Here is a 14,118-nt window from a genome sequence, read left to right as displayed (position 1 = left end):
TTATAATAAAAAATAGACCAAATGGTCTATTGAAAACTTAACATAAACAAACCATTATTCTTGAGCTTTATTTTTTAAATGCATCAATAATAGTTTTAATGGTTATCATAGTTAAGCCTCGCTTTCTTTACTTTTTTGATATAATAGCATGATTGTATACAGTAGTCAATTTTTTCTCATATTTTCTTTCCTTATATTATATTAATAATAAAATCTTGGATTGTTGACTTTGTATACAATATTCAATATAATAAATTCAATTATTGGAGGATATAGCGATGAATAAGACATATGTAAGTACGCGTAATCATCAAAATCAAATCAATTTCTATCAAGCAATTGTACAAGGAATTGGTGATGATGGGGGATTGTTAGTTCCTAATTTTGATTTTCAAAAATTAGATTTAAATAAATTAGTTCAATTAAATTATGTAGATTTAGCAACAGAGGTGATTTCAACTTTTGTTCCTGAAGATGGTAAAGAACTTATCCATCAAGCATGTTTAAATGCATATGAAAAAGGTTTATTTCCAGAAATTGTTGTTCCTGTAAAAAAAGCAGGAGATGTTTATGTAGCTGAATTATTCCATGGACAAACAGCTGCTTTTAAAGATATGGCATTATCTTTATTACCACATTTAATGACTTTATCTTTAAAACAATTAAAAGAAGATCGTGAAGTCATGATTTTAGCAGCAACAAGTGGTGATACTGGTAAAGCTGCTTTAGAAGGATTTAAAGATGTTGAAGGAACATGTATTAAAGTATTTTATCCATTAGATGGAGTAAGTGCGATTCAACAACAACAAATGGTTTCTCAAGAAGGAAAAAATGTTAAAGTAGTTGGAATTCATGGTAACTTTGATGATGCTCAAAGTGCTGTAAAAGTAGCGTTTGGAGATAAAATGTTAAAAGAAGTAAGTGATCAACATCATGTTTTCTTATCTTCAGCTAACTCAATTAATGTAGGACGTTTGATTCCACAAATCGTTTATTATTTCCATAGTTATTTTGAACTTGTAAGAAATAAAGAAATTGAAATGGGAGATCAAGTAAACTTCTGTGTACCTAGTGGAAACTTTGGAAACTGTTTAGCAGGATGGTTTGCGAAAAATATGGGACTTCCTGTTAATAAATTTATTGCCGCATCTAATAAGAATAATATTTTAACTGATTTCTTTACAACAGGTAAATATGATGCAAATAGAGAATTCTTTAAAACAAATGCACCTGCAATGGATATTTTAGTATCAAGTAACTTAGAAAGACTTGTATGGTATATGTCTGGAAAAGATGGTGATAAGGTTAAAGAATACATGGAAAAATTAAAAGCAGATGGTATTTATGAAGTTGATGATGAAACATTTGCACGTATTCAAGATCAATTTAAAGCAGGATATTTAAATGAAGAAGAAGAAGTTTTAAAAACAATTAAAGATTGTTATGAAGATAATGGTTATGTTTTAGATACACATACAGCATGTGGTTATGGTGTTTTAAAACAATATCAAAAGGAAACTGGAGACCAAACTAAAACAATCTTACTTTCAACAGCATCACCATATAAATTCCCTGAATCTGTTTATAAAGCATTATTCAATGAAGAATTAGATGTTTATGATGCAATTGAAAAATTAAATGAAAAAACAGGTGTAGCAGTACCTAAACCATTAGTTGGAATTAAAGATAGAGAAGTGCTACATAAAACACATATTGATAAAACAGAAATTATTAATTTTATTAAATCAGAAATGGAAGGACTTTAAAGAATGAAAGTCAAAGTCAAAGTACCAGCAACAAGTGCCAATTTAGGACCAGGATTTGACGTTGCTGGATTAGCGTTAACTTTATATAACACCTTTACTTTTGAATTGAATGAAGGTGGATTAAATATTACAGGATGTCCAACACAATTCTGTAATGAAGAAAACTTAACATATCAAGCTTTTAGTCAAGCAGCTAAAAGTTGTGGATTAGATTTTAAAGGAGTCAATATTCATTGTGAAAGTCAAGTTCCTTATACAAGAGGTCTTGGAAGTAGTTCAACATGTATTGTGGCAGGAATCGTTGGAGCTTTTGCTTTTAAAGATAAAACAGATGACCGTCAAGAAATTCTTGAACTTGCAACAAAGATTGAAGGTCATCCAGATAACGTTGCACCAGCTATTTTTGGTGGTTTAACAGTTTCAGTAATGGAAGAAGAACAAGTACTTACATTAAATATTCCTGTAAAACATGAATATCGTTTTGTAGCTTTAATTCCACCATTTACTTTATCTACTGAAGAATCACGTAAAGTATTACCACAAACATTAGATCGTCAAGATGCTATTAAAAATGTTTCACATTTAGCACTTGTTGTTGCTTCTTTAATTAATGGTTATGATGATGGATTAAAATTAGGATTTAAAGATCGTTTACATCAACCATATCGTGGTAAATTAATTCATAATTATGATGAAATCATGAAAGTGTTAGAAGCGGATGAAAATGTTTTAGGATGTTATTTATCAGGAGCAGGACCTACTTTAATGGCAGTCATTCGTGAAGAAGATAAAATGGGTGTTGTTCGTTTAAAAGAAGAACTAGGATCATTATTAAATGATTGGGAAGTTATTAAATTAGAATTAGATCATAAAGGTTATACTTGTGATTATGAATAGATAAGGAGAATTTATTGGCTCCGTGTCAATAGTGGAGGGGCTTAAGAGATAGCGAAAGCTATCTCTTTTCTTTTACTCAAATTCATATGAGAACCCAAGATGAAGAAGAATCCTCTTTCTTAAATTATAAAAATATCTGTAGCCATAGGCATTTCGTTTTACAAGCTTGACCTTGTTGTTCATACTTTCAATAAAACCATTATTAAAACTTGTTTCATATGTTTTATCGTTTCTAACATAGATTGCTTTGTATGTAAGTGACTTAAGTATTGGCACAAACCAGTTCTTTCTTATGTTTTTTGCAGACGAAATAAAATATGTATTATTTGTTTCAAATATATGGTTCAGCCAGTTATTCAATTCTTTCTTGTAATCATTGTGCTTTTCATGGATGAGTTTCAACAGATTCTGATAGATCATATAGCTCTGGTAGAATTCATCTGTACCATCCTGTTCAAATATATGTTCAACATATGTTCTGCAGGTAAAGTGTTTTTTTAAATGACGATCATACCATTCTGTTTGATCATCAAGATCCTTTCTATATTTGTCAAAAAGATGAAGATTTTTCTTAATAGATTTGGCTATCTTTTCATTTTTTAATGAAGAACAGGTATCCAGTCTGCTTCTTTTTAGACATTCACCGAATAATTTTACATAATGAAAACGATCAGCGATAATAGAAGCATTGGGAAAAAGACGCTGCATGATACAACGAAAAGGATTGGAAAGATCCATAATGATGATCCTTACTTTTTTTCTTTCTTTATAGGGAAATCTAAGAAAATAGTTTCTTAGACTGCGTTCTTTTCTGTCTTCAATAATATCAAGAGTTTTGCCGTTGATAGGATCGGTAATATGAAAAGCATAAGTTCCTTTATCAGTGGTTGCTTTAAATTCATCAATAGAAATAACAGACTTAAGATGATAGAATCGTTCTTTTACTTTGATGTGATGAAAAAATATTCTGTATACAGAAGATTTAGAAACACCCATCATACGAGAAATAACGGCCATGGCCGTATTCTCTCTAAATTGAATCAGGCAGGCATGAGCAGCAGAAGAAGTCATTCTAGTATTTTTAAATTTAAAAGGGATATCATCCTTAAAATAAGAATGACATGAATGACAGAAATATCTTCTGTATTCAACCTCAATAACGAATCTTTGATGACCATTGGCAATATGAGACAGGGAAATCTTACGTAAACCTTTAGATTCATGATGTTCGATAACGCCGCAATGAGGACAGACGAAATTATCTTTAAGAACAGATCTAAGTCTAATAAATTTAGAATGGTGACCATGCTTATCAAGACCATATCTAAAGCAAGAATCAGAGTCCTCATAAGGGACAGGAATAAAATAATCAGATAAATTATCAGGAAAATCTAGAGATTTAAATAAATCATTGATATAATTCAAATTGGACATAGTGGAATACCTCTTTTCTATTTATTTTTGGTCATTTAAATTGTAAAACGGTATGAAAGCTATGTCTATTTAAATATAAGAAAACTGGAGCAGGATATATTTCCCCTCCAGTTTTAGTATAGAGCCGAATTTATTTCTCCTTATCTTTCTTTTTTTCTGCTATGATACTTAGATAATCTATACTTACATCTAAAAGTTTAGAAAGTTGTTTCCATGTCTCCATTGGAATTTCTCTTTCAGTGTTTTCATAGTGAGAATATGTACGCGGAGATACATTAATTAATTTAGCAATATCTTTTTGCTTTAAATCTTTATCCTCTCTTATATTTTTTAAATTTATATATACATACTTCTTATTTACTTTCATTCTACTACCTTTCTATCACTACCAACACTATTTAATCATAGCCTTAATAGAAATTAATATATGCATATTTTCATTATATGTAAGGATTATTCTAAATTGTTGAAATGGAACAATTTGGTCTTTTTTTTGATAAATTCATCATTTAGACATATTATTTGTTATAATGAAAAATATATGGAGGTATTAATATGGAAGGTATTACAGAAATTGATAAAACTGAATATATAGATGAATGTAAAGAAATTGTAAGAAATGAAATTCCAGAGGAATTATCTGATGAAATGCTTACAATTGTAACAAATGAAATTATGGATACTTGTCTTTTTATAGGTGGAGATTTTAAAAAAGAAAATATTGTAGATATTACTAAGCAATATGTCACAATGGGTGGTATTAGAAGAATTAAGAAAGCACATGAGGGATTATAAAATGCAACATTATTGTGAAATTCCTACACCTAAAGGTACACTTAGAGGTTTTTTTCATAAACCTAATCAAGACAAACATCCTGTTTGTTTGATTTTTCATGGTTTTACGGGACAAAAAACAGGAACAAAGTTTTCTTATGTTCAATTATCACGTATGTTAGAAGCAAAAGGGATAGCATCATTTCGTTTTGACTTTTTAGGAAGTGGAGAAAGTGATGGTAATTTTGTCGATATGACTTTCCAAGATGAACTTTCTTGTGCAAGAGTAATTTTAGAAGAATGTTTAAAAATGGAAAATTGTACAGAAATCTATGTTTTAGGTCATTCAATGGGTGGAGCAGTTGCTAGTGAACTTGCTAAAATTTATCCTGATGTTATTAAAAAGATGGTTTTATGGGCTCCGGCTTTTAATTTACCTGATGCTCTTCATTATTTAACAGGACAAGTTGAAAGAACAAAAACATATGATCATAATGGGTATGAAATCTCTGATGAGTTTGTAGAAGATATTTTAAAAAGAGATTTTTATCAGAAATTAGATACTTATCAAAATGATTTACTTGTGATTCATGGAACAAAAGATACAACAGTTCCTTATGAAATTAGTAAAAAATATATGAAATTATTTCATGAGGGAACAAAATTTATATCTATAGAAGATGGTAATCATAATTTTGACAAACTATCTGATATTAAGCAAGTTTTAAAATTAACGTTAGAGTTTTTTGAATAATGTGCTCAGCACATTATTTTTTTTACCTATAAATTTGTTGCAATATAATACTATACGTCGTATAATATTCTTGCATAAAGAATAGGAGGGTAAATATGATATTTAATACAGGGGCTGCTTTGTTAGATGCCATTGTTTTAAGTGTTGTCGCTAAAGAAGAAGAGGGAACATATGGTTACAAAATTACCCAAGATGTGAGAAAAGGAATAGATGTATCGGAGTCAACATTATATCCAGTGCTTAGAAGATTACAAAAAGATGATTGTTTAGAGACGTATGATAAACAAATAGATGGTAGAAATAGAAGATATTATAGAATTACAGGTAATGGAAAGAATAAATTAGAGATGTATAGAAATGAATGGATAAGTTATACAGAAAAGATTAGTTCATTATTAAAAGGAGGGGATAATAATGAATAAAGAAGAGTTTTTAAAGAGGCTAGATGAATTGTTACAAGATATTGATGCTGTTGAAAGAGAAGAAGCATTGAATTATTATCAAGATTATTTTGAAGATGCTGGTAGTATTCATGAACAAGAAATTATTAGTGAACTTGAATCACCGGAGAAAGTAGCACAAATGATTAAGGAAGGATTAGGTGTTGAAGATCATCATAAGGTAAATGATGAAAATAAGGAAAGTTATTATAATGAAAAAAATACACGTATTTTAAAAGGAATTATTGCTGTATTGATCATACTTCTTATTTTACCAACAGTTGGTGGAATTGGTGGATTAATTGTAGGGGCAATTGGCTTATTTATTGGTATTGTATGTGTTGGTATTTTTGGGACTTTTGGTTTATTATGTGCAGTTGTTGCATTAGGTGTTGTTGCTTTTCGTTTGTTTGTAGATGGCTTAATTGCAGGTGGTTTGATTTGTTTAGGAATAGGATTGTTATTAGTTTCTTTAAGTTATTTAACATCATTGATGACGGTCAGTTTATTCAAATATTTACCACAAGCTTTTAGAGCAATGATTGATTTAGGTAAAAATATTTATAATAAGGTGGTTGGATAATATGAAGGTTTATAAACATATAGCCCTTGTTTCGTTGATTATAGGAATTGTTTTATGTATTGTTGGCTTTTTTATGAATGGAATTAGTGAATTACCAAGTGATGTACAAAAGATGAGTAAATATGTAACAGTTAGATCATATGGAAAAGCAAGAAATGTTTCAACAGAATTGAGTGTAGATAATAATTGTGATTTAGATTTAGAGTTATCTGCGACAAATGGGATAATTAAGTATTATGATGGTGAAGTTATTAAAGTTAAAGCAGATAATGTAGATAGTGATTATGATTTTAAATATGATGGGATGAAAGCAATTATTTCTTTTGATGGGGTGAATAATAAAAAACAAGCAGGAAATGTTACTATTTATTTACCAAAAGATATAAGATTTAATAATACTAGTTTAGATTTTGATGCATCTAATATTACGATAGAAGCTTTAAAATGCAATAAACTTGATTTAGAAAGTGATGCTAGTAAAGTAACAGTTAAACATCTTCAAGTAGATGAAAAAACAAGTATTGATAATGATATGGGTGATCTTAGATTGAATTATTTAAATACAAATTCATTTGATATAGAAAATGATATGGGTAATGTTAAAGCAACGATGGCTGAATCAAGAAATCAATATCATGTTGATAAAGATGGAAATTTAAGTTCTATAAATGTAAGTGAAACAGACGAAGTTGTTGGAGATAAAAAGATTAGTATTGATACAGATTTAGGAAATGTCACAATTCATTTTGAGGGGGAATAGATATGAAAAAAAGATTATATCGTTCAAAAAAAGATAAAATGTTAGCAGGTGTTTGTGGTGGATTGGCTGAGTATTTTGATGTTGATCCTTCACTTGTAAGGCTTGCAACAGTGTTACTTTGCTTGTATGCTGGAACAGGGTTACTTGTTTATATTATTGCAGCAATCATTATTCCAGAAGCTTCTGTTGAATAAATTGGAAAATATTCAAAATAATATGATTTTGTCGTATTATTTTGTGTCAAGCAAAAATGAAAATGTCTCAAAAAAAGTTAAACATTAGCACCAGAACGGTGCTTTTGTTTTTGAACATAATTGTTGTATGACTCTCTTTTCCAAGGGTGAGTCATTGGAGGAATATATTTTCTTTTAACTTTCTTTTCTTTTGTGTCAGGTTCATCATCGAATTCTTTTGAGAATCTTTCATATTCAGGAACTTCTTCCATAAGATATAAAGTATCAAGTATGTTTACATAGAGAGAGCCGTCAAAAGCTTCAATAACCATACAATCAGTTTTATTATTGAAATATCGTTTAGCTCCTTCATTGGACGTTGGTAAATAATATTTGTTTTTAAAACGAATACAATGAGCAGCATCAATCTTTCTAGGTGACAATACTGCAAGCATATGATTGATTTCTTCAATATCAGGTTGCTTCTCATATACTGATTTGGTAGTATTGAGTTGTAGAGCGAATTGATCATTGAATTTTTTTATGTAGGAGTTTAAGAATTTATTGGCATCCTCTATATTGGTGATACGAGCGTATTTGAGTTCGATAGGCAAACGAGACTGTAATGTTTGATTGAGTCTTTCAACTCTCCCTTTGGCTTGGGGTACGCTCGTAGTTTTTATATCAATTCCAAGATTATGACAGGCATAGGAAAACTGAGTGAAGGTATCTTCATCATCGAATGCTCTGTCTTTTCTTTTATATTCAAATACAGTACGCCTGTCAGTATAAAATAAAGCAGGAATGCCATGATTCGTTAATATTTGATAGAGAACATTGTAGTATCCTTTAAGGGTTTCCTGATAATCAAAGTAGGCACCAACGATTTTACCATCAGCATCATCGATAGCGACATGAAGATGCCAAAGCTCTTTATCAATCCAATGAAAAGAAGAGGCATCCATCTGAATCATTTCACCAACATATTTGGATCTAGGGCGTCTAGGATGAGCATCTTTTTCATCAATCAAAGCGATAGAGTTCTTGATATCGTTTTTAATCTTTTTAGATTTGGAATTCTTCATTTTGGATTTTAACTGTTGTTTTAATAGCTTCTTAGTACGTCTTCTAGCTTTAGGAGAAATAATATCTTCTTCTCTAAGCCACTTATTTAAAGTAGTATCACTGATTTTAATATTGAATTCTCTATGGACAATTTCACAGAAATGAGAGAAATTGGCGTTGGAATATTCATTGATATAAAAAGAGATAATTTTGTTTTTTATATCAAGAGGAATAGTAGTAGAAGGGACTCTGCCACGATTACCATGAATAAAAGCACTTTTACCCTCGGATTTATATTTAATGATGAGTCTGTTAACCGTTCTAACAGTACAATTCAATTTAGAAGCGGCACGTTTTTTATTGCCATCAGTTTCAACAAGTTTCTTAATGATTTTATATTTGTATTCTTCATTCATTCTTAATTCAACCTTTCTCATAATAACCTCCAATCATTGAGGTTATAGTTTAACATGGATTTGATAATGTCCCACTAGTGGGACATTATCAAATTGGATATATTAAGACATTATCATTTTCGAATCAGAAAATAATATGATTTTGTCGTATTATTTTGTTGACATTGACATGTTGATTTCATATAATTAAAAAGGTTTCATAGGCAAAAACCTTTTAAAGTCCCCGGTAAGGATAAACAAAGGAGAAAAGAAAAAGATGAGACAAACAACAATGGCAAATGCTGCCACAATCGAAAGAAAATGGTATGTAGTTGACGCAGCTGGACAAACATTAGGTCGTTTAGCTTCAGAAGTTGCTACAGTGTTAAGAGGGAAAAATAAACCTACTTACACACCACATGTTGATACTGGTGATTATGTAATCATTATCAATGCTGACAAAGTAGTTATGACAGGTAAAAAATTAGAAAACACTAAATATTACCGTCACTCAGGATGGTTAGGTGGTCTTAAAGTTAAGACAGCTAAACAATTCTTAGAACAAAATCCAACAGGATTTGTTGAAGCAGCAGTTAAAGGTATGTTACCACATAACACTTTAGGTAGAAAACAAGGAATGAAATTATTTGTTTATGCTGGTGATAAACATCCTCATGCAGCACAAAATCCAGTAGAAATGAAAGTGAAAGGGTAAGGTGAAAGATAATGGCAAACGTACAATATAGAGGAACAGGTAGAAGAAAATCTTCTGTAGCACGTGTTATCTTAACACCAGGTACAGGAAACTTCGTTATTAATGGAAAAGAAGCTAGAGAATATTTAGCATCAGACGTATTAAACATGATCGTTAATCAACCATTAGAATTAACAAACACTAAAGACAAATTTGATGTAACTGTTAATGTTTATGGTGGAGGGTACTCAGGACAAGCTGGTGCAATCCGTCATGGTGTTGCTAGAGCTTTATTACAAGCTGGTGACGATTACAGACCAACATTAAAAGCTGCAGGATTCTTAACTCGTGATTCACGTGTTAAAGAACGTAAAAAATATGGTCTTAAAAAAGCACGTCGTGCTCCACAATTCTCAAAACGATAGTTCAAGACTGTCAGAGAATACAGAAGACCCAAGGAAATTCAACATTCCTTGGGTCTTTTCTTTTTGTCAAAATCTAAGAATTTGTGTCTAATAGTAACACAATAGTTACACACTAGAAACAAGAAAAGTGAAGAAATTCAGCGGAAATTATTGACAAGTGCTGAAAAACTGCTATAATACTTAGTATAAGAACTGAAGTAATTCAGCAGTGAAAGGATGGATTCAATCATGACAAAAAGAAATATCTTAGCAATAATCAAAGAACATAATGAAAATAAAGACATCAAATGGGAAGTAGTAGAAAATACAAAGAATCTGATAGCAATTACAAATGACTATGATTCTTCAATAAGATTTGAAATCAGATTAAACCAAGGTGAAGAAAAAGACATTAGCATCAAAGATGTAAATGGATGGCAAGAATCAGTTGGTTATCTGCTTTATGGAAATGAATTCTATGATGATTTTTCAGACATTGAAGAAGGAATCAAAATGGCAGTCAAAGCAGTGGTGAAATTCTTTTATTATTACTATTAAGAAATAAGACCTGATATAACGATTTGTTATATCAGGTCTTTTATTTTATATCTTGTTTATAGCTTCAAGTTTGAATGGTAATTCAATATGTGTGTACACTGTTTCTGTGACACCTTGACCCTTGTGACCAACAATCTTCTTGATGATTCTCTCATCAACACCTGCTTCAGTAAGCAGTGAAACACAGGTGTGTCTTGTGTCATGTGGGCGGTGCTGAAGTTTCAATTCTTCCATCAATGGTGTCCAATAGCTGTCATAATAGTTTCTGTATAAGAAATGCTTATCATCAGGTGTGCAAATCAGATATTCACAATCCCTGTCTAACCAATACTGGAAGAATGGGACAACCTTTTCTGCAATTGGAACTTCCCTGATTCCTGATTCTGTTTTTGATTCCCTTACATAGAACCATCTTTCATCAAGATGAACATCTTCCTTCTTCAGGTCAAGCAATTCACCAATTCTGACCCCTGTATATATCAACATCAGGATGACAGAATAATATGTATTGGAATCCTTGACCTTCCAAACCATGTTGATTTGCTTCTTGTTGAATGGTTTCCTGTTGTATGCATTTGGGTTTCCTGCCTTAGTGATATCAACATATCTGACCATGTCCCTTTTATCAGCAGTCACAATTTCATGCATCACTGCATAGTCATACATCAGACCAAACATGATTTTCATCTTCTTCAGTGTTGGTGTGTTCTTCCCTGATTCATCAACTGCCTGTTGCAGGTGGTCAAGTTTAATTTCCACAAACTTCATGTTGTGCAATTTCTCACAGGTTCTAAATGATGCTTTATATCCTTTCACATTTGATTCTGACACCTTTGGAAAATGCAGTTCAGACCACTTTTCAAATACTTCAGCAAAGGTGATTGTGTTGTGATGCAAATCATAAGGGTCTTTGTTGTATTCTGCAAGGGCGGTCAATGCTTCCTTTCTACTTTCATAATATCCAACAAAAGCATAGATGGGATAAGACTTCTGTTTTTCTTCATCAAATGTCCATCCTGTTGTCTTCCTTGCAACCCAAGGTTTCCTTCTATTTCCTGATAACTTATAAACACTTCCAAAACCATTTGGTAAACGCATAAATAAACACATCCTTTCTTAAAATTGGGTGACTTTAACAAAGGGTTGTGTTATACTTATCTTGGTTAAATTTGTGTGTATAGCACAATCCTTTGATAAGACCTGACTACTTCCAATAGTTGGGTCTTATTTTTTTTTGTTCTTGGTTGTTCGCTGTTCTTGCTGTTCTTTGTGTTTTACTACTATTATATATTTATTTTTTTCTTATCTTCTTAGTGTTTCATACTATTTTATAAAAGTATTTTAGATAAAACACCAAGAACACAAAGAACACCTAGAACAGAACTGACTTGATTTCTTTGTAAATATCATAAATCCATCCGATTCCAAACAGTCCAAAGGTCAAAGTGTAAAGAATCCCTAAACCAATTTGACCTGATGCATATCTTTGGACACCTAACCATCCAAGAAATATTGTTGCAATCATCATTCCTTTGCTTGTCTTCAGTTCCTTCTTTTCTTTTGGTGGAATATAAACAGCTTCTGAAGGTGTTTTATTTGATGATGACTGTGTATTGACAAAACTGACACCTTTGATTGGTGTATGCATGGTTGTTGTCTTTCTTCCTTTAGAATTCACAGTGATTCTTCCTGCTTTACTTCCAACAGATATTCCAACAGAATTCTTATTGAAATTCAGATTCACACCTTTCCCCAATTTGATTGTCTTCCTGAATCGCATTGACATATTATCACATCCCTTCTTAGAATTTCTGTCTGTTTTCAATAACCCTTCCAATGATTTGAACAGGCTTTTCAATGATGTCTTTGTTGGAAAAGTACATTGGTGCATATGTAGGATTGAAAGATTGAAGAACAATTCCATCATCCTGTTTCAACAGCTTCTTCACACAAGCACTGTCACCATTCACTTGTGCAATTACAATGTCACCTGATTCTGCATCAGACTGTTGTTTGACAATCAGAACATCACCTTCTTGAATTCTTGGTGACATTGAATCACCTTTGACCTGAAGACCAAAGAATTCACCTGTCTGTGCAAGTCTGAATGGTATTTCTTCCCAATCCAATACTTCTTCAATAGCTTCAATTGGAATCCCTGCAACTACCTGACCAAGAACAGGAATCCTGCATCCTTTTTCAATCCTTGTTGATTCATCTGATAATGCTTCTGAATTATACTGTGCATCCCACACAGCTTCTTGTTCTGATTTATAATCTGATTCACCTGTCAGATAACTGATTGAAACACCAAAGTAATTTGCAAGTTTGGTCATGGTTGTATTATTTGGTGTGAATGTCTTCCACTTAGATGATGACCCTGCACCAAGACCTGCTTCCCTTTCTAACTGTCTTTTTGAAATCTTTCTTTCCTTACATAATTGGTTGATTCTGTCTATAAATTCCATAGCAATTCCCCTTTCTAAAAAAGTGCAGAATAAATTCAGCGAAAAGTGTTGACAAACTGCTGAAGAACTGCTAATATACATAGTGTCAGGTGCAGAACTAATTCAGCAGACTGATATAAACAAAAGTCGCTTGATGTTTTAAATATATGTTGGTAGTACTTCATATGATAGAACATCTTCAGCAATTTGTCAATATTTTATGCTGAATCTTTACGCACTTGCTGAACAAATTATATAAGAAAGGTAGGTGAAAATGATGTCAGAATTTGAAAAGCAGGTCAGACATGCATTGATTGATAGGGATATGACAATGACAGACCTTGCAAATGAATTGGGAATCACAATTTCTTATGTATCTGATTTGCTGAAAGGTAAAAGAACCAATCAGGAACAGCTTCAGAGAATTAAAGAGTTCCTTGAAATCACTGACACAGATGATTATGAAGAATAGAATATCAGTTTCAGAAGTTGCAGAACTGATGAATGTGTCAGAACAGTTCATCAGGATAGGTCTTCAGAAGGGAATCTTCCCTTTTGGTTATGCAGTCAAGATGTCAACACAATGGACTTATTACATCAGTCCACAAAAATTCACAGAACACACAGGAATCACTGTGTCATAGAAAGGAGAACATTATGGAAGGTTATAAAGTTTTTGAACCTGATTGGACATGCAGGGGGTTTCAATATGAAGTAGGAAAGACATTTGAAGAAGATGTCACACCTTCTTGTTGCAATAGGGGATTTCATTTTTGCAAAGAATTAAAGGACTGTTTCAATTATTATTCATTCAATCATGACAACAAAGTTGCAAAGGTCATTGCATTGGGTGAAATTGATGAAGAATCAGATGACAGCAAATGTTGCACCAACAAGATTCAGATTGTTGAAGAAATCAGTTGGGAAGATGTTTTAAGAATGGTCAACCTTGGAAAAGGAAATGCAGGTCTTTG

18 protein-coding genes and 1 pseudogene are annotated in these 14,118 nt (G+C 31.7%); 13 read left to right on the top strand and 6 right to left on the bottom strand.

The features are described 5' to 3' along the window. Positions 1 to 278: 278 nt before the first annotated feature. Positions 279 to 1,766, top strand: a complete 1,488-nt coding sequence (gene thrC, locus ACLVEP_RS03140; protein ID WP_412582755.1) for a threonine synthase — start codon at positions 279 to 281, stop codon at positions 1,764 to 1,766. A 3-nt stretch (positions 1,767 to 1,769) separates the two neighbouring features. After that, complete coding sequence (gene thrB, locus ACLVEP_RS03135; RefSeq protein ID WP_412582754.1) at positions 1,770 to 2,663, top strand: homoserine kinase; 894 nt, start codon at positions 1,770 to 1,772, stop codon at positions 2,661 to 2,663. 72 nt (positions 2,664 to 2,735) lie between these two features. Here the strand turns inward: thrB and ACLVEP_RS03130 are convergent, their stop codons facing one another. Together ACLVEP_RS03130 and ACLVEP_RS03125 are read right to left on the bottom strand one after the other, a co-directional pair. After that, positions 2,736 to 4,097: an ISL3 family transposase gene (locus tag ACLVEP_RS03130; protein ID WP_412582119.1), complete on the bottom strand. Its 1,362-nt coding sequence runs from the start codon at positions 4,095 to 4,097 to the stop codon at positions 2,736 to 2,738. A 130-nt stretch (positions 4,098 to 4,227) separates the two neighbouring features. Then, a complete protein-coding gene (locus ACLVEP_RS03125) occupies positions 4,228 to 4,464 on the bottom strand; it encodes a helix-turn-helix transcriptional regulator (RefSeq protein ID WP_318000721.1) in 237 nt (78 codons plus the stop codon). A 188-nt stretch (positions 4,465 to 4,652) separates the two neighbouring features. On the opposite strand from ACLVEP_RS03125, the gene ACLVEP_RS03120 reads away from it, so the two are divergent. The 6 genes from ACLVEP_RS03120 (at position 4,653) to ACLVEP_RS03095 (ending at position 7,602) form a co-directional block, all read left to right on the top strand. Beyond that, positions 4,653 to 4,892: a hypothetical protein gene (locus ACLVEP_RS03120; protein WP_412582753.1), complete on the top strand. Its 240-nt coding sequence runs from the start codon at positions 4,653 to 4,655 to the stop codon at positions 4,890 to 4,892. 1 nt (position 4,893) lies between these two features. Then, on the top strand, positions 4,894 to 5,625 hold the full coding sequence (locus tag ACLVEP_RS03115; RefSeq protein ID WP_318000719.1) for an alpha/beta hydrolase family protein: 732 nt from the start codon (positions 4,894 to 4,896) through the stop codon (positions 5,623 to 5,625). A 95-nt stretch (positions 5,626 to 5,720) separates the two neighbouring features. Next, positions 5,721 to 6,047, top strand: coding sequence for a PadR family transcriptional regulator (locus ACLVEP_RS03110; protein WP_318000718.1), 327 nt, complete (start codon positions 5,721 to 5,723; stop codon positions 6,045 to 6,047). Continuing rightward, positions 6,040 to 6,648, top strand: coding sequence for a DUF1700 domain-containing protein (locus ACLVEP_RS03105; protein WP_412582752.1), 609 nt, complete (start codon positions 6,040 to 6,042; stop codon positions 6,646 to 6,648). Before ACLVEP_RS03110 ends, ACLVEP_RS03105 begins: the two co-directional genes overlap by 8 nt. A 1-nt stretch (position 6,649) precedes the next feature. Beyond that, positions 6,650 to 7,408: a DUF4097 family beta strand repeat-containing protein gene (locus ACLVEP_RS03100; RefSeq protein WP_412582750.1), complete on the top strand. Its 759-nt coding sequence runs from the start codon at positions 6,650 to 6,652 to the stop codon at positions 7,406 to 7,408. A 2-nt stretch (positions 7,409 to 7,410) separates the two neighbouring features. Further along, complete coding sequence (locus ACLVEP_RS03095) at positions 7,411 to 7,602, top strand: PspC domain-containing protein (RefSeq protein WP_412582748.1); 192 nt, start codon at positions 7,411 to 7,413, stop codon at positions 7,600 to 7,602. A gap of 77 nt (positions 7,603 to 7,679) precedes the next feature. Here the strand turns inward: ACLVEP_RS03095 and ACLVEP_RS03090 are convergent, their stop codons facing one another. After that, complete coding sequence (locus ACLVEP_RS03090) at positions 7,680 to 9,062, bottom strand: ISNCY family transposase (RefSeq protein ID WP_412582851.1); 1,383 nt, start codon at positions 9,060 to 9,062, stop codon at positions 7,680 to 7,682. Positions 9,063 to 9,318: 256 nt separating this feature from the next. On the opposite strand from ACLVEP_RS03090, the gene rplM reads away from it, so the two are divergent. The 3 genes from rplM to ACLVEP_RS03075 all read left to right on the top strand — a co-directional run bounded on the left by rplM (position 9,319) and on the right by ACLVEP_RS03075 (position 10,697). After that, a complete protein-coding gene (gene rplM / locus ACLVEP_RS03085) occupies positions 9,319 to 9,756 on the top strand; it encodes a 50S ribosomal protein L13 (protein WP_022002676.1) in 438 nt (145 codons plus the stop codon). An 11-nt stretch (positions 9,757 to 9,767) separates the two neighbouring features. After that, entirely contained in the window at positions 9,768 to 10,160 is a 393-nt protein-coding gene (gene rpsI, locus ACLVEP_RS03080) for a 30S ribosomal protein S9 (protein ID WP_022002675.1), read from the top strand. A gap of 228 nt (positions 10,161 to 10,388) precedes the next feature. Then, positions 10,389 to 10,697 carry a hypothetical protein gene (locus ACLVEP_RS03075; protein ID WP_412582746.1) on the top strand — a complete coding sequence of 103 codons (309 nt, stop codon included), beginning with the start codon at positions 10,389 to 10,391 and terminating at the stop codon, positions 10,695 to 10,697. 45 nt (positions 10,698 to 10,742) lie between these two features. On the opposite strand, the gene ACLVEP_RS03070 is transcribed toward ACLVEP_RS03075, so the two are convergent. The 3 genes from ACLVEP_RS03070 to ACLVEP_RS03060 all read right to left on the bottom strand — a co-directional run bounded on the left by ACLVEP_RS03070 (position 10,743) and on the right by ACLVEP_RS03060 (position 13,165). Continuing rightward, a complete protein-coding gene (locus ACLVEP_RS03070; RefSeq protein WP_412582745.1) occupies positions 10,743 to 11,795 on the bottom strand; it encodes a tyrosine-type recombinase/integrase in 1,053 nt (350 codons plus the stop codon). Between the two features lie 274 nt (positions 11,796 to 12,069). Beyond that, positions 12,070 to 12,477 (bottom strand): DUF4236 domain-containing protein, encoded by a 408-nt coding sequence (locus tag ACLVEP_RS03065; RefSeq protein WP_412582849.1) that lies wholly within the window; start codon positions 12,475 to 12,477, stop codon positions 12,070 to 12,072. A gap of 22 nt (positions 12,478 to 12,499) precedes the next feature. Further along, positions 12,500 to 13,165 (bottom strand): helix-turn-helix domain-containing protein, encoded by a 666-nt coding sequence (locus ACLVEP_RS03060; RefSeq protein WP_257414462.1) that lies wholly within the window; start codon positions 13,163 to 13,165, stop codon positions 12,500 to 12,502. A gap of 256 nt (positions 13,166 to 13,421) precedes the next feature. On the opposite strand from ACLVEP_RS03060, the gene ACLVEP_RS03055 reads away from it, so the two are divergent. Both ACLVEP_RS03055 and ACLVEP_RS03050 read left to right on the top strand, forming a co-directional pair. Continuing rightward, a complete protein-coding gene (locus ACLVEP_RS03055; RefSeq protein WP_412582744.1) occupies positions 13,422 to 13,616 on the top strand; it encodes a helix-turn-helix domain-containing protein in 195 nt (64 codons plus the stop codon). Positions 13,617 to 13,801: 185 nt separating this feature from the next. Next, positions 13,802 to 14,118: pseudogene (locus ACLVEP_RS03050) on the top strand (hypothetical protein); the annotation flags it as partial.

It is taken from the genome of Faecalibacillus sp., from assembly GCF_047023275.1.
Taxonomy (GTDB): domain Bacteria; phylum Bacillota_I; class Bacilli_A; order Erysipelotrichales; family Coprobacillaceae; genus Faecalibacillus.
This window is presented reverse-complemented; position numbering and strand designations above follow the sequence as displayed.